Here is a 14,536-nt window from a genome sequence, read left to right as displayed (position 1 = left end):
GTCTCAGGCGATGAACGGGGACGCGCCAAGCGCGGACTGGATGGCGGGGCGGCGGGCATCGGCGAGCAGCCCCTGCCAGCCGAGCGCGCCACGGCCCATCAGGCCGGTGAGCGCGGCCGTGTTGGCCGGGCCTCGGCCATCGCAGGCCTTCAGGCTGTCCTCGACCAGCGCCGGGGCGCAGACCAGTACCACGTCGCAACCGGCATCGAGGTGCGCGTCGATGCGCGCCTTGATGCCGCCAGCGGACTCCGCCGCGGCCATGCCGATGTCGTCGGAGAATGCGACGCCGCGGAAGCCCATGCGATCGCGCAGCACGTCCTTCAACCAGAACGGCGAGTAGCCGGCGGGTTCCGGCGCGATGGCCGGATACGTGACGTGGGCGAGCATCACCGCTTCGGCGCCGGCGTCGATGCCGGCCGCGAAGGGCACCAGGTCCTCGCGTTCCAGCACGTCGAGCGGACGCGGGTCGATGGCTTCATCGAAATGCGTGTCTTCCAGCACCGAGCCATGCCCCGGGAAGTGCTTCAGCGTCGCGGCCATGCCGGCGGCGTGCATGCCCTGCACATAGGCGCGGGTGAACGCGGCGACCACCTGCGGATCGGCGTGGAAGGCGCGGTCGCCGATGGCGAGGTTGCCGCGGCCGAGGTCCACCACCGGCGCGAAGCTGAGGTCGAGGCCGATGGCGCGGATCTCGCTCGCCATGAGCCAGGCGTGTTCGTGCGCGAGGCGCAGGGCGGCGCCGGGGTCGCGATCATGCAGCGGGCCGAACGGCGCCAGCGCCGGCAGCTTGGTGAAGCCCTCGATGAAGCGCTGCACGCGGCCGCCTTCCTGGTCGACGCAGAGCAGCTGCGGACGCGGTGCCGCTTCGCGGATGGCGGCGGCGAGTTCGGTCACCTGCTGGCGCGAGGCGAAGTTGCGCTTGAACAGGATCACGCCGGCCGCTTGCGGATGCTGCAGCCAGTCGCGTTCCTGCGCGGTGAGTTCCGTACCGGCGATGCCGAAGATCAGCACGCGTGTTTCTCCTCGTCGGTCCACGCAGCAAACGGCCGGGCCGACAGCGCGAGGTTGTAGTAGCGGGCGTGCTCGGTGACTTCCGCACCCGCCCATGACGGTTTCTCGAACGCCTCGTCGACCTCGCCCAGTTCGATCTCGGCCACGACGAGCCCGGCGTTGTCGCCGTGGAACTCGTCGACTTCCCACAAATGGGCGCCGACGGTGACGTAGTGCCGCGTCTTGTCGATGGCGCCGCCGACGCAGAGCGCCAGCAAGGCTTCAGCATCGGCCAGCGGGATGGCGTACTCGAACTCCTGCCGCGAGGCCCCGAGCTCACGCGACTTCAGGTTCAGCGCAGCCTGCTCGCCGGCGATGCGCACGCGCACCGACGCCTTCTGCGCACCGGCCTGCAGCGATGCCGCGTCGTTGAGGTAGCCCTGGGCCATGCGCTGGCGGCGCGAGGCTTGCGAACGCCACGCGTCGCCCACCACGAGGAACTTGCGTTCGATCTCGATGCCCATCAGCGGCGCTCGAACACGGCGATCGACTCGACGTGCGCGGTGTGCGGGAACATGTCCATCACGCCGGCGCCGAGGAGGGTGTAACCGCGCTCGTTGACGAGGAAGCCGGCATCGCGCGCCAGCGAGCCCGGATGGCAGCTCACGTAGACGATGCGCGGAATGTTCTTCAGCGGCAGCTGCGCCAGCACTTCGGCAGCACCGGCACGCGGCGGGTCGATCAGCAGCTTGTCGAAGCCATCGCGCATCCACGGCTCGCCCGAGAGGTCCTTGGCGAGGTCGGCGGCGAAGAAGCGCGCGTTCGGTAGGCCATTCGCCTCGGCGTTCTGCCGCGCCCGCGCCACCAGCCCGGCATCGCCCTCGACGCCGACGACGTCGAAGCCGCGCCGCGCGATCGGCAGCGTGAAATTGCCCAGGCCGCAGAACAGGTCGAGCACGCGCTCGCCGGGCTTGAGCTGCAGCAGGTCGATGGCCCGCGCGATCATCTTCCGGTTCAAGCCGGCATTGACCTGGATGAAGTCGAGCGGCCGGAACTGCAGGCGCACTCCCTCGTCGGCGCCCACGTCGTCGGCGCTGAGGTCGAAGTGCAGGTCGAGGTGCTCGGGCCACAGCGGCGCGACCGTATCGATGCCGCCCGGCTGCAGGAACACCGCGACCGCCTCGCGCTTGGCGAAGTCCGTCAGTTTTTCCAGGTCGCCTGCCGACAGCGGCTCCAGATGGCGGAACACCAGCGCCAGCACGCCGCTCTCGCGCGGCGCACCGCCGTCCAGCGCGCCGTCTCCGGCGATGAACTCGATCTGCGGGATCGTGCGACGACCCTCAAGCGACTCGACCAGCGCCGACAGCGCCGGGATGCGCTGGCCAACGGCCGGGATCACCGTGTGGCATTCGGTCAGGTCGGCGACGAAGCGCGGGTCCTGCTCGCGGAAGCCCACCAGCGCCTTGGCCTTCTTCTCGACCCAGCGCACCGAGAAGCGCCCTTTGCGGCGGTAGCCCCATTGGGCATCGCGGATCGGCGTGAACCACTCGCGCGGCTCGACGTGGCCGATGCGCGCCATGTTCTCGGTGAGCACGCGGTTCTTGGCCTCGATCTGCCGTGCCTCGTCGAGGTGCTGCAGCGCGCAGCCGCCGCAGGTGCCGAAATGGGCGCAGCGCGGCGCCACGCGATCGGCCGAGGCCTCGAGCACCTCGAACGCCGCTGCCTCGTCGAAATGGCGGTTCTTCGCCGTCTGCTTCGCCCGCACGCGCTCACCGGGAAGCGCGCCAGCCACGAACACCGCCTTGCCATCGCGGCGGCCGACGCCCCGACCGTCATGGGTCAGGCCGTCGATGGCGATCTCGAAATCAGGGTCCAGTCGTTGCCGCTGTCGCGCCACGGGAAAGCTCGGGAAGAACGGGGCGCGATTTTCGCACGCCCGGGCTTACTTCTGCTTCCAGGCCCCGGCGCTGTCCTGGTACCACCAGCCGGCACGGGCCTGCGCCACCCACTCCTTGGCGAAGGTCTGGCGGATCTGCGTCTCCCACTCCGGATGCCCGTTGGCCACGGCGATCTCGCGATAGACGGCGTTGCGGTCGCGGTTCTCCTCGGCGACGGCCTGGTTCGCGGCCGTGCGCTGCGCCAGCGGCACCTTGGCCGGGTCACGCAGCACCACGAGGCCGTCGTTGCCGAAGCCCATCGCCCCGGCGTCGAACAGCGGCGCCAGCGTGCCCTGGAAGCGCTCGGCCATCCGCGTCTGGATGGCCTGGATGGCCGGCGTGCGGATGCGGATGTCGACGTTCTCCTGCGCCATCGCGCTGCCAATGAAGAAACCGACCGGGTCGAAGCGCGTTTCGGTGTGCGAGAAAACGCGGCCCGGCAAAGCCTCGCGGCCTCGCAAGGTGGCGGCGATGAACCGTCCCGCCTCGCCCTGGTCGACGCGGGCCGAACCGCCGCTGTCCGCGGGCGCATCGCCGATCACGTCTTCGACGAATTCCTCCGCGGCCTTCTGGGCCTCGGCAGCCGGGAAGTACACGTTGATCGTCACGCAGGACGCCAGCAGCACGACGGGCAGCAGCAGGGCGGAGAGCTTCAGCAGGGGCTGGCGCATGGCGATCACCTCGATGGCGGAGTGACTTCGATGCTAACGCCGCCGTACGCGCCGCGCGCAAGCGGACACACCGCCACCGTGGCCCGGCGTTCAGGCAGGGACGATCACGGTGCCATCGCCCCTGCGGTTACTCGATGCGCAACGTGTCGCCTTCGGTGGCGTCCTTCAGCCGCGAGACCAGCGTCGGCCAATCGACGCTACGCCGGAAGCCGACCACCTCGATCCGCGGCAGGCCGCGCCCGTCGATGATCACGTAGCCGTCGCCGCGCTTCTTGAGGCCGGTCATGGCGCAGCGGTTGTCCTTCAGCACGCAGCCGATGCCGATGCGGTCGTATCCGAAGTCATCGAAGGTCCGCAGCAACCGGGCCTGCAGCCCGGCGACCAGCCCGGAACCGCCGAGGTCGGAGATGTCCTGCACGGCGCGCTGGCTGATGCGACGCGAGCCGTCCCAGTTCCGGTCGGTGAGCAGCCGCGCGTCGAAGGCCACGGGCGTCCAGTCGACGAGGCGCAAATCGCGGATGCGCCCATCGAGGCGACCGGTGATCTCGCCGAAACCGAAGGCGCCGGTCAGGGGTGCGAGATCGATGTCCTGCAAGCGGACGTTGGCCGCCAGCGAGGGCGCCACGCCGAACGGTCGTTCCAGCGCGAGATCGTCGATGCGCACTTCGCCACCGAACAGCTGCATCGCCAGCCCGCCTTCGAAACTCACGCGGTTCCGCTCGTAGAGCGCATTCGGCAGCGTGCCGCCGATGGTGCCTTCGAAATCCGGCCAGCCGAGGCGCTGCGACAGGCTGCCCAGGTCGAGCGCTTCGAGCGCCAAGCCCATCTCGATCCGCAGCGGTGCCTCGCCGCGCGCCGGCCGCCACACCAGCCGGTCGAGCCGCAGGTGCCCGCCGAGCATCCCAGTGCGCAGCGGCGCCGCGAGCGCGAGCTGGCCTTCGCTGCTGCGGAAGTCGAGCTGGCCCGCCTCGATACCGATGCCGTACAGCGCGGCCGCGCGCCACGCGAAGCGGCTGTTCGCCACCGCAGCATCGCGCGACCAGCGAACGCCGCCATCGAGGCCGGCGAGCGAGAAGCGGCCCTTCGGATCGATCGCGATCGCTTCGCGGAGATCGACATCAAGGGCCGAGAGCCCTTCGGCATCGAAACCGAACGCGCCGCTCCCCTGCCCGGCCAGCTGGAGTTCGCCGAAACCGGCCGGCGCCAGCACGCCGTCGAGGTAGCCGCTGCGCAGCGCGGCCAAGTCCGGCGATCGCCAGCGCGCCGCGAGCGCCGTCACGTTGCCGTCGGCATCCAACGACGCATCGCCCATCGCCTTCAGCGCGGCGGCGTCCTCCCATTGCCAATGCGAGAGCCGCCAGCCGCCGTCCGCCGCGGACTCGGCATCCAGCTCAAGGCCCACTCCAGCAGCCGGAACGGCGAGGTAGATCGGGCTCACCAGCAGCTCGCCGGCCTTCAAGGCCCCGCGCAGCGTGAGGCGGGTTCGTTCCGGGCCGGACGCCGACGCGGGCGTCGCCACGTAGCGCAGTGTCAGGGGGACGGCCAGGCCAGCACCCGCCAGCAGGCCGTCCGGCGTATCGAACGCGAGGCCTTCAAGCCGCAGGTCGGCATCGACGCGAGTCTCGGGCGTCCCGGCAGGAACCGTCAAGCGGCCCGACACGGTACCCGCGCCGAGGCGGCCATCGGCCCAGAGCTGCTTCGCGAAATCCTCCAGCCAAGCCAACGGGATGCGCTGGGCCGCCACCCGCCATGGCGAGGCGAGATCCTTGTCGAGGCGAATCGACCGCCGCCCCTGCGACCAATGCGCCTGGGTGCGCGCCTCGGAAAGATCGACGGCCAGCCGTCCGGCCGCGCGGCCACCGACCTGCAGGGGCCCTTCGCAGGCCAGCGGTTCCAAGGTCAGCACGCGTTCGCAGGTCCACGCCACGCGGTCCAGGCTCAGGGCGACGGCCGGGAGCGCCACGAGGCCCGCTTCAACCGTCAGCCCGACGGGCTCGGCGCCAGCGGCTCCCGTGCGGAGCCTCATCGCCACCGCCTCGGCGCGGGCCGCGCCGGCGTCCACGCGCTCGATGGCGACGCGCAGCTCCCTGGCGCCAATCGCGGGCGCCGCGAGCATGAACGCCGACCCAAGCGCCGCCACCGAGGCGAGCCGCGTCAGAACTTTCCTATAGTGGGTCGCCGCGAGGGCCGGCATCCTGCTTGAGGAACGCATCGAGGAGGGACCCGTGAGCCTACGCTTCCTGGTGGTCGAGGATGACCCCGCCAGTCGCGAATTCGCCCGCAGCAGTCTGGCGCCGTTCGGCATGGTCGACACCGCCCGAACCCTGGCGGACGCCGGCGCGCTCTGCGCCGACAACGACTATGCGCTCCTGCTGCTCGATGTTTCGCTGCCGGACGGCCAGGGCGACGGCTGGTTGGCCCGGCAGCGCGCCCTCGCCAACCGCACGCCGGCGGTGGCACTCACTGCCGAACTCGATGCCGAGCGACGTCGACGCCTGATGGCCAGCGGGTTCGTCGAGGCCTTGGGCAAGCCGCTGTCGGAGGCCGCGTTGCGGCAGGCGCTGGCGCCCTGGCTCGGAGCGTCCACCCCGGCCTGGGACGATGCGCAGGCGCTCTCGGCGCTGGGCGGCTCGGATGCCGCGTTGCGACGGATGCGCGCCCTGTTCATCGAGGAATTGCCCCGCCAGCGCGAACGGGTGGTTGCCGCGCTTGCCGACGGCGACAGCGCCGGGCTTCGCGCCGTCCTGCATCAGATGCGCGCAGGCTGCGGCTTCGTCGGCGCCACCGCCCTCGCCGGCGCGGTCGAAGCGCTCCATGCGGAACCGGCCGACGGCGAGGCCGCGACGCGACTACTCCGACGGATCGACGAGGCGCTCGCCAGCCCCGGGGGCTGAGCGCCCCACCCGCGCGACCTCGGCCATCAGGCTCCACGCCTTCAGCGGCTTGCCGCCGAGGTGATGCGCCAGGATGGCGCGCAGCCCGCGACGCAACTCGCCCAGCTCTTCGGCCGGTGGGCAGCGGTCCTCCGCGAGCGCCAGAAGCGCGCTGCCGCGCAGGCTGTCCGATGCATGGCTGCGATCCCGCCAGGCGCCATGCTCGGGATCGATGCGGTAACGCGCCGCCGGATCAAGCGCGTCGCCTTCGGCGGTCTCTCCCCAGGGCAGCCCGAGGCCGAGGGCGTCCAGCAGGTCGCGCTCGAAGCGGCGGAGGGTCCAGGCCAGAGGCTGCGCGCCAGTCGGCGGCGTCACCTGCGCCAGTTCCCCGCGCAAGGCCGCGTAGCGCACGAACACCTCGGGAACGGCGTCCTGGCGCGGCAACAAGCGCAGCAGGAGCTCGTGCACGTAGAAGCCCGCCAGCGCCGCGTCGCCGGCATGCCGCGGCGCGGCATCCACGGCCTCCCAGCGCGCCAGGGTCCACAGCTCGCCGCGTTGGGCGGCGTCGAATTCGATGGATTGCCACGGCTGCAAGGCGGCGCGACGCGCCTGCTGCTTCGCCCCTTGCACGCCGCGCGCGACCACGCCGATGCGGCCGTGGTGCTCGCTCAGCAGTTCGACCAGCAGGCTGGTCTCGCGCCAAGGCCGCGCATGCAGCACGAAGGCGCGTTCACCGCCGACGCGCACGGCGGGACGTTACTCGCCGTAGCCGAACTGGCGCAGCGCGGATTCGTCGTCCGACCAGCCCTCGCGCACGCGCACCCAGGTCTGCAGGAAGACGCGACGGCCGAAGAGCTTCTCCATCGAGATGCGCGCGGCGCTGCCGATGGTCTTCAGCATCTCGCCGCCCTGCCCGATCACGATGGCCTTCTGGCCGTCGCGCTCGACCCAGATGATGGCGGCGATGCGGAGCTTCTCGCCCTCTTCCTCGAACTTCTCGATCTCGACCGTCGTCGAGTAGGGCACTTCCTGCCCGAGCTTGCGCATCAGCTGCTCGCGCACCAGCTCGGCGGCGAGGAAGCGCTCGCTGCGGTCGGTGATCTCGTCCTCGGCGAACAGCGGCGGCGATTCCGGCAGCACCGAGATCAGGCTCTTCACCAGCGGGCGCAGGCCATCCTGTTTGCGCGCGGCGATCGGGTGCACCGCGGCGAACTCGCGGTCCTTGGTGACTTCGGCGATGAAGGGCAGCAGCGCTCCCTTCTCGACGAGCTTGTCGACCTTGTTGATGACCAGCACCACCGGCACACCGGCGTCGCGCAGCACCTTGTAGGCCAGGGTGTCCTCGTCGGTCCAGCGCCCGGCCTCGACGACCAGGGCGGCGCCATCGACATCCTCGACGGCGCCGCGGGCGGCCCGGTTCATGTAGCGGTTCATCGCGCGCCCGCTCTGGTCGCGATGCAGGCCGGGCGTGTCCACCAGCGCGATCTGGCCATCCTGGAAGGTGGCGATGCCGAGCAGGCGATGGCGCGTGGTCTGCGGCTTCGGCGAGACGATGCTCACCTTGGCGCCGACCAGGGCATTCACGAGGGTGGACTTGCCCACGTTGGGGCGGCCGAGCACGGCGATGGTGCCGGCGCGGTGCGGGGTGTCGGAATCAAGGGTGTCGCTCATGCCGGCAGTGTAGCGGCGCCGCGGCCCTTCGGATGATCGCGCTCCAGGGCGGCCAGCAGGGCTTCAGCGGACGCCTGTTCGGCATTGCGAAGCGACGTGCCCTCGCCGTCCACCTCGAGCAGGGGCTCGCCGGCCCGGGCACGGACGCGGAAATGCCGCGAATGGTCGGGCCCGCGGGCCTCCACGAGTTCGTACTCCGGCCGCGCCCACTGGCGCGCCTGAAGCCATTCCTGCAGACGGGTCTTCGGGTCCTTGTCGACCTTGCCGGTGGGCATGGCCGCGAGACCCGCCTCGAACCAGGGCAGCGCGACGGCGCGGCAGGCCTCGAGCCCGCCATCGAGATAGATCGCCCCGACCACCGCCTCGAGGGCATCGGCGAGGATGGAATCGCGGTGCTTGCCGCCGGACTTCATCTCACCGGGGCCGAGCTGCAGCCGGTCGCCAAGCCCAAGGCCGCGCGCGATACCGGCGAGGTTGGATTCCCGCACCAAGACCGAACGAGCCCGGGTCAGGGCGCCTTCGTCGGCCTGCGGCCAGCGCTCGTGCAGGGCTTCCGCGATCAGCAGGGCCAATACAGCGTCGCCGAGGAATTCCAGCCGCTCGTTATGCGGCGCCCCGGCGCTGCGGTGGCGCAGCGCCGTGTCGAGCCGGCCGGGGTCGGCGAAGTGATGCCCGAAGCCGGCCTTCACGCGGCGCCCGTCAAGGCTGGCGGATCGGCGCCGAGTGCTGGAACTTGGCGACGAAATCGATGTTGTAGATCAGCGGCTTGCGGATCTCGTAGTTCAGCACGAGGTTGAGCTGGTCGCCCTCACGGACCACGCGCACGAATTCCGGCTTGTAGGAGGCGGCGTAATCGATGGTCATCTGCCGGTCCATGGACCGGCTGATCGTGTTGATGTCGGCACCCTGCGCTTCGGCAGCAACCTTATTGACCGCGTTGCGGATCGAGTAGTACTCGATGTACGTCGGGCCGATCTTCATGCCGAGGAACAGGAAGAACCCGACCACGGCGAGGACGAGAATGAAGCCGATGAAGCTGATGCCGCGCTGACGATGGTGCATGGGCGACCCCGGGGGTTTAGCGGATGACTTCGCCCATTCGACGCCAATCGAAGCTGTCCATGCAAGCCCAGTTCGAGCAGTTCAGCCAGATGACGTCGGCGCGGCCGGCCAGGTTGGCCGCTGGAACGAAGCCCCAGAAGCGGCCGTCGTCGGAGGCCACGCGGTTGTCGCCGAGGACGAAGTAGTGCCCTTCGGGCACCACGTACTCGCCGTCACCGAAGGCCATCTGGCGCGGCCACTTGTCGAGGATGGCGTGCTCCTTGCCCGGGGCCAGGGCCTCGCTGACGCGGGTGGCGCCGGTCATCTCGATAGCCGCGGTGGCACCGCTCCCCACGTAGATCGCTTCCTCGCCATAGGCGATCGGCGCGCCGTTCACCGTCAGGCGGTTCTGGCGCACGCCGATGACGTCGCCGGGCAGGCCGATCACGCGCTTGATGTAGTCGGTACCGACCGGCGGGTCGCTGGCCACGGGCGGGTTGCGGCCCGGGTAGCGGAACACCACCACGTCACCGCGCTCGGGCGCACCGGTGTCGAACAGCACGGTGTTGGTCACCGGCAGCCGCACGCCGTAGGCGAACTTGTTGACGAGGATGAAGTCGCCGATCAGCAGCGTCGGCATCATCGACGAGGACGGGATGCGGAAGGGCTCGTACACGAAGCTCCGCAGGCAGAGGACGATCGCCAGCACCGGAAACAGCGAAGCGAAGAAATCGACCGTTTCGTTCGGCTTGCCGTCGGGACCGCGGCGCTTGGCAAGCACCAGCTTGTCCACCAGCCAGAACGCACCGCAGAGCAGCGTCAGGGCGGTGAGGATCAGGGCGAAATCGAGCTTCACGCGGCGTCCTTATTTGGAGTTGTTGTCGACCGAGAGCACCGCGAGGAAGGCCTCCTGCGGGATTTCCACCTTGCCGAACTGCTTCATGCGCTTCTTGCCCTCTTTCTGCTTCTCGAGGAGCTTCTTCTTGCGCGTGGCGTCGCCGCCGTAGCACTTCGCCAGCACGTTCTTGCGCATCGCCTTGACCGTCGAGCGGGCGATGATCTGCGAACCGACGGCGGCCTGGATGGCGACGTCGAACATCTGCCGCGGGATCAGCTCGCGCATGCGCTCGCAGAGGTCGCGGCCGCGGCGATCGGCGTGGGCCCGGTGAAGGATCATCGACATGGCATCAACCTTGTCGCCGTTGATCAGAACGTCGACGCGCACGAACGGGCCGGCCTCGAAGCGCAGAAAGTGGTAGTCGAGCGAGGCATAGCCGCGCGACACCGACTTCAGGCGGTCGAAGAAGTCGAGCACCACCTCGGCCATCGGAAGCTCGTAGGCGATCTGCACCTGGCTGCCGAGGTAGGTGATGCCGATCTGGCTGCCGCGCTTCTCCTCGCAGAGCTTGATGATGTTGCCGATGTATTCCTCGGGCGTGAGGATGTTGGCGCGAATGATCGGCTCGCGGATTTCCTGGATCTTGTTCACCGCCGGCAGGCGCGCCGGATTGTCCAGCTTCATCACCTCGCCGTCCGTCTGCACCAGTTCGTAAACGACGGTGGGAGCGGTGGTGACGAGATCGAGGTCGTACTCGCGCTCGAGGCGCTCCTGCACGATCTCCATGTGCAGCATGCCCAGGAAGCCGCAGCGGAAACCGAAGCCCATGGCTTCCGAACTTTCCGGCTCGAACTGCAGGGCGGCATCGTTGAGGCGCAGCTTCTCGAGTGCCTCGCGCAGCGCCGGGTAGTCGTCGGCAGCGGTCGGGAACAGGCCGGCGAACACGCGCGGCTGCATCTTCTGGAAGCCCGGCAGCGGCGAGGTCGCCGGATCGCGCGCCGAGGTGAGCGTGTCGCCGACCGGCGCGCCGTGCACGTCCTTGATCGAGGCGGTGAGGAAGCCCACCTCGCCCGGGAGCAGCGCGTCCTTGATCTTCCGCTTCGGCGTGAACACGCCGACGCTGTCGATCTCGTGCACGCGGCCCGTCGACATCACCTGGATCTTGTCGCCCTTGCGGATCTCGCCCTGCATGACGCGCACCAGCGAGACCACGCCGAGGTAGTTGTCGAACCAGGAGTCGATGATCAGGGCTTGCAGCTTGTCGGTGTCACCGACCTTCGGCGGCGGGATGCGGGCCACGATGGCCTCCAGCACGTCGCGCACGTTGAGGCCGGTCTTGGCCGAGATGGCCACCGCGTCCTCGGCGTCGATGCCGATCACCGCTTCGATCTCGCGCTTCGCGCGCTCGGTGTCGGCCGTCGGCAGGTCGATCTTGTTGAGCACCGGCACCACTTCGAGCCCCTGCTCGACGGCGGTGTAGCAGTTCGCCACCGACTGCGCCTCGACGCCCTGCGCGGCGTCGACGACGAGCAGCGCGCCCTCGCAGGCGGCCAGCGAACGCGAGACCTCGTAGCTGAAATCGACGTGGCCGGGCGTGTCGATGAAGTTCAGCTGGTAAGTCTGGCCGTTCTTCGCCGTGTAGGGCAGCGAGACGGACTGGGCCTTGATGGTGATGCCGCGCTCGCGCTCGATGGGGTTCGAGTCGAGCACCTGCGCCTCCATCTCGCGATCCTCGAGGCCGCCGCAGAGCTGGATGATGCGGTCGGCGAGCGTCGACTTGCCGTGGTCGACGTGGGCGATGATCGAGAAGTTGCGGATGTGCTGCATGGGGTCGGTGCCGGGAAGACGGTGCCCGTTCGGGCAAGCCCGCGATTGTCGCACACGGGCCTGCCCGGGGCGGTCTTCAGGGCATGGGCAGCTCGACGAAACCGGTGCTGCTGGCGTTGCGCACCAGCAGACGCAGCGTGCTGCCCGCCTTCACCTTGCCCAGCTCGGCCTCGAAGGCCGCCGCCGTGCCCACATCGCGGCCGTTGACGGCCAGGACCACGTCGCCGGGATTCAGGCCGGCCTGGCGGGCCAGGGCCGACCCCACGCGGCTGATCCGCACGCCCTCGCCAGCCTGCAGGCCCAAACGCTGGCGGGTGGCGGCATCCACCGCCTCCGTCGCCAGGCCCAGCGCGTTGGCCGGGGCGGCGGCCGGGGCGACCGGGGCCGCCGGCGCGCCCGCGGTGGCGCCATCGAGGGCGTCGAGCGACACGACCAGGTCACGTCGACCGCCATCCCGCAGCACCGTCACCGTGGCGCGGCTGCCGGGGGGCAGCAGGCCCACCTGGGGCGGCAGGTCGGAGGCGGTGAGGATCTCGCGGCCGTTGAAGGCGGTGATGACGTCGCCCGGACGGATGCCCGCCTTGTCGGCCGCGCTGCCGGTGTTGACGCTGTTCACGAAAGCCCCCACCGGGCGCGGCAAGCCGAGCTCCTGCGCGCGCTCGCGGGTGAGCTGGCCGATCTGCACGCCGAGCACGCCGCGGCGCACGGTGCCGTTCTCGCGCAACTGGCGCGCCGTGTTCATGGCTACGTCCACCGGGATCGCGAAGCTCACGCCGATGAAGCCGCCGGTGTTGCTGAAGATCTGCGAGTTCACGCCCACCACCTCGCCCCGCACGTTGAGCAGCGGGCCACCGGAGTTGCCGCGGTTGATGGCGACGTCGGTCTGGATGAAGGGCACGTACTGCTGGCCCGGGTCGAGGCTTCGGCGGTTCACGCCGGAGACGATGCCGGCCGTCACCGAGTAGTCGAAGCCGAAGGGCGAGCCGATCGCCACGACCCATTGCCCCGGCTTGAGGCTGCGCGCGTCGCCGATGCGCACGGCCGTCAGGCCAGTGGCCTCGACCTTCAGCACGGCGATGTCGGACAGCGCGTCGGAGCCGACGATCTTCGCCTCGAGCTCGCGCCGATCGTTGAAGCGCACGATCACCTTGTCGGCGCCGTCGATGACGTGGTGGTTGGTGATGATGTAGCCGTCGGCGCTGGTGACGAAGCCGGTGCCCTGCGAGACGCCGCCGCGCGGCTGTGGCTGGGGCATGCCGGGACCAATGAAGCGGCGGAAGATCTCGGGGATCTCCTCGCCTTCGGGCATGCCCTGCGCCTTGGCACCCGCGCCCGGCGTGCTCGTCGCTTCGATGTTGACCACGGCCGGGGATACCTGCTCGACCAAGCGGGTGAAGTCGGGCAGCTGGACGAGCGGTGCGGACGCCGCGGCCGGGGCCGCGGGCGTGGCGGTCTGCGCGTCGACGGCGGCCGGCGCCAGCAGCGCGGCGGCCAGCACGTGGACGAGGGGAAGCAGACGGACCGGGGTCATCATCGTGGGAGCTCCTTGGGGTCGGACTCGAGTTCGGAAGGGCATTCGGGGCAAGGCCGCACACGCAGCGGCGGCGAGGCATCGAGGCGCTTGGTCAACACGCCCGCAAGGAAAGTTCCCAGCAGCAGCCCGACGAGTGCGCCGGCATTCGCAGCGCCCCACCGGGCACCGACGGCATGGCCGATGACGGCACCGGCGATCAGGGCGACGAGCGCCAAGCCATAGGCCCGCATGGCGGCATGGCGAAGTCGGGGCGCGGAAACCTCCACATCGACGGCGTCGCCCGGCTGCAGCGCCGTGGCGTCGTGCTCGAGGCGGACCACGCCGGCATCGTCAGCGGCGAACAGGCCGCAACGGCCGCCACAACCGACGCAGCCGCGGCATTGGGATTCCGTCCAGCGCAGCGCGAGCCGCCTGTCCTCGGCAGAGACGACGACGGCGCGACGGCGGATCGACTCCCCGGCGCTCGGGGAAGCTGGGGTCACTGCCGAGGCGGCGCAGCCGCCGGCACGCCGTAGTCGACGGTGTAGACGTCCTGTTCCGACGCGCTGCGCGGCCAGGGACGGCTCGGCGCATCGACGGCAGGCAGCGGCGCCAGTTGTTCGGGTGTGGGCTGCGGTGCACGCACCAACGGCGGAACGGCGGCCACGAGCGAGGCCGAGGGGTTCGCTTCCGCGCGCCGCGGCGGCATGGGCAACGGGGGGCTTGGCCGTGCCGCAAGCACGGTCGCGACCGAGGGAACGGGCGCTTCTGCAATGAGGGGCTCGGCGTCGCGCGCCAGCGGTACCGGATCGGACGGCCACATCAGGACAGCCACCAAGCCCAGCGCCGCGGCCGTCGCCAGCCAGCGCAGCGAACCCGAACGCACGGGGACGACGCCCGGGATCGCGGGCGCGTGGGCAGCCCCTCGCGCCTCGTCCGCCGCGATCGCCGCGGCCACGCGAGCCGGCAGATCCCCCGAGGGACGCTGGTGAGGCTGGCGTCGCAGCGCATCGCCGATCACCTGCCAGCGGCCGACTTCGGCACGCAGCGCGTCGTCGCGGAGCACGCGCTTCAGCACGAAACGCGAGGCTTCCTCCGGAAGCGCACCGTCGCGCCAGGCGCTCAACTGTTCGCGGAAGTCATTGGGGCCAGCGGGGGCGTTCGGGGACATCGGC

General features: G+C 70.3%; 15 protein-coding genes. 1 reads left to right on the top strand and 14 read right to left on the bottom strand.

The window, feature by feature from the left end; translation table 11 throughout:
- Positions 1–3: 3 nt before the first annotated feature.
- The 5 genes from nagZ to O9280_RS10645 form a co-directional block, all read right to left on the bottom strand.
- Positions 4–1,011, bottom strand: coding sequence for a beta-N-acetylhexosaminidase (gene nagZ, locus O9280_RS10665; protein WP_298342186.1), 1,008 nt, complete (start codon positions 1,009–1,011; stop codon positions 4–6).
- Positions 1,005–1,514 (bottom strand): CYTH domain-containing protein, encoded by a 510-nt coding sequence (locus O9280_RS10660; protein WP_298342184.1) that lies wholly within the window; start codon positions 1,512–1,514, stop codon positions 1,005–1,007. The genes nagZ and O9280_RS10660 overlap by 7 nt, the downstream gene beginning before the upstream one ends.
- Complete coding sequence (rlmD, locus tag O9280_RS10655; protein ID WP_298342182.1) at positions 1,514–2,887, bottom strand: 23S rRNA (uracil(1939)-C(5))-methyltransferase RlmD; 1,374 nt, start codon at positions 2,885–2,887, stop codon at positions 1,514–1,516. The genes O9280_RS10660 and rlmD overlap by 1 nt, the downstream gene beginning before the upstream one ends.
- Before the next feature lie 45 nt (positions 2,888–2,932).
- Positions 2,933–3,598, bottom strand: coding sequence for a YdbL family protein (locus tag O9280_RS10650; RefSeq protein ID WP_298342180.1), 666 nt, complete (start codon positions 3,596–3,598; stop codon positions 2,933–2,935).
- A gap of 127 nt (positions 3,599–3,725) precedes the next feature.
- On the bottom strand, positions 3,726–5,714 hold the full coding sequence (locus tag O9280_RS10645; protein ID WP_298342177.1) for a hypothetical protein: 1,989 nt from the start codon (positions 5,712–5,714) through the stop codon (positions 3,726–3,728).
- Positions 5,715–5,823: 109 nt separating this feature from the next.
- Between O9280_RS10645 and O9280_RS10640 the strand changes: the two genes are divergently transcribed.
- Positions 5,824–6,492 carry a response regulator gene (locus O9280_RS10640; RefSeq protein ID WP_298342174.1) on the top strand — a complete coding sequence of 223 codons (669 nt, stop codon included), beginning with the start codon at positions 5,824–5,826 and terminating at the stop codon, positions 6,490–6,492.
- Here the strand turns inward: O9280_RS10640 and recO are convergent.
- From recO to O9280_RS10595, 9 genes are all read right to left on the bottom strand, one after another.
- Positions 6,448–7,218, bottom strand: coding sequence for a DNA repair protein RecO (gene recO, locus O9280_RS10635; protein WP_298342172.1), 771 nt, complete (start codon positions 7,216–7,218; stop codon positions 6,448–6,450). The genes O9280_RS10640 and recO overlap by 45 nt on opposite strands.
- A gap of 9 nt (positions 7,219–7,227) precedes the next feature.
- Entirely contained in the window at positions 7,228–8,142 is a 915-nt protein-coding gene (era, locus tag O9280_RS10630) for a GTPase Era (RefSeq protein WP_298342169.1), read from the bottom strand.
- A complete protein-coding gene (rnc, locus tag O9280_RS10625) occupies positions 8,139–8,831 on the bottom strand; it encodes a ribonuclease III (RefSeq protein WP_298342167.1) in 693 nt (230 codons plus the stop codon). The genes era and rnc overlap by 4 nt, the downstream gene beginning before the upstream one ends.
- A gap of 10 nt (positions 8,832–8,841) precedes the next feature.
- Positions 8,842–9,204 carry a DUF4845 domain-containing protein gene (locus O9280_RS10620; protein ID WP_298342164.1) on the bottom strand — a complete coding sequence of 121 codons (363 nt, stop codon included), beginning with the start codon at positions 9,202–9,204 and terminating at the stop codon, positions 8,842–8,844.
- A gap of 16 nt (positions 9,205–9,220) precedes the next feature.
- On the bottom strand, positions 9,221–10,039 hold the full coding sequence (gene lepB / locus O9280_RS10615; protein ID WP_298342161.1) for a signal peptidase I: 819 nt from the start codon (positions 10,037–10,039) through the stop codon (positions 9,221–9,223).
- A gap of 9 nt (positions 10,040–10,048) precedes the next feature.
- Entirely contained in the window at positions 10,049–11,848 is a 1,800-nt protein-coding gene (lepA, locus tag O9280_RS10610; RefSeq protein ID WP_298342158.1) for a translation elongation factor 4, read from the bottom strand.
- 76 nt (positions 11,849–11,924) lie between these two features.
- Positions 11,925–13,382: a Do family serine endopeptidase gene (locus O9280_RS10605; RefSeq protein WP_298342155.1), complete on the bottom strand. Its 1,458-nt coding sequence runs from the start codon at positions 13,380–13,382 to the stop codon at positions 11,925–11,927.
- Complete coding sequence (locus O9280_RS10600; RefSeq protein ID WP_298342151.1) at positions 13,379–13,864, bottom strand: SoxR reducing system RseC family protein; 486 nt, start codon at positions 13,862–13,864, stop codon at positions 13,379–13,381. The genes O9280_RS10605 and O9280_RS10600 overlap by 4 nt, the downstream gene beginning before the upstream one ends.
- Positions 13,861–14,532 carry a sigma-E factor negative regulatory protein gene (locus tag O9280_RS10595; protein ID WP_298342149.1) on the bottom strand — a complete coding sequence of 224 codons (672 nt, stop codon included), beginning with the start codon at positions 14,530–14,532 and terminating at the stop codon, positions 13,861–13,863. Before O9280_RS10595 ends, O9280_RS10600 begins: the two co-directional genes overlap by 4 nt.
- Positions 14,533–14,536: the final 4 nt, after the last annotated feature.

The organism is Silanimonas sp. (genome assembly GCF_027531545.1).
In the GTDB taxonomy this organism is placed as follows: domain Bacteria; phylum Pseudomonadota; class Gammaproteobacteria; order Xanthomonadales; family Xanthomonadaceae; genus Silanimonas.
Note: the sequence above shows the minus strand (reverse complement) of the source record. Positions and strands in the feature narration are given on the sequence as shown.

What these genes read in the sequence shown, in the direction of transcription:
- O9280_RS10645 (WP_298342177.1), bottom strand. Translation starts at nt 5,714, where the DNA reads ATGCTCGCGGCGCCCGCGATTGGCGCCAGGGAGCTGCGCGTCGCCATC.
- O9280_RS10660 (WP_298342184.1), bottom strand. Translation starts at nt 1,514, where the DNA reads ATGGGCATCGAGATCGAACGCAAGTTCCTCGTGGTGGGCGACGCGTGG.
- era (WP_298342169.1), bottom strand. Translation starts at nt 8,142, where the DNA reads ATGAGCGACACCCTTGATTCCGACACCCCGCACCGCGCCGGCACCATC.
- O9280_RS10595 (WP_298342149.1), bottom strand. Translation starts at nt 14,532, where the DNA reads ATGTCCCCGAACGCCCCCGCTGGCCCCAATGACTTCCGCGAACAGTTG.
- O9280_RS10650 (WP_298342180.1), bottom strand. Translation starts at nt 3,598, where the DNA reads ATGCGCCAGCCCCTGCTGAAGCTCTCCGCCCTGCTGCTGCCCGTCGTG.
- O9280_RS10605 (WP_298342155.1), bottom strand. Translation starts at nt 13,382, where the DNA reads ATGATGACCCCGGTCCGTCTGCTTCCCCTCGTCCACGTGCTGGCCGCC.
- lepA (WP_298342158.1), bottom strand. Translation starts at nt 11,848, where the DNA reads ATGCAGCACATCCGCAACTTCTCGATCATCGCCCACGTCGACCACGGC.
- O9280_RS10620 (WP_298342164.1), bottom strand. Translation starts at nt 9,204, where the DNA reads ATGCACCATCGTCAGCGCGGCATCAGCTTCATCGGCTTCATTCTCGTC.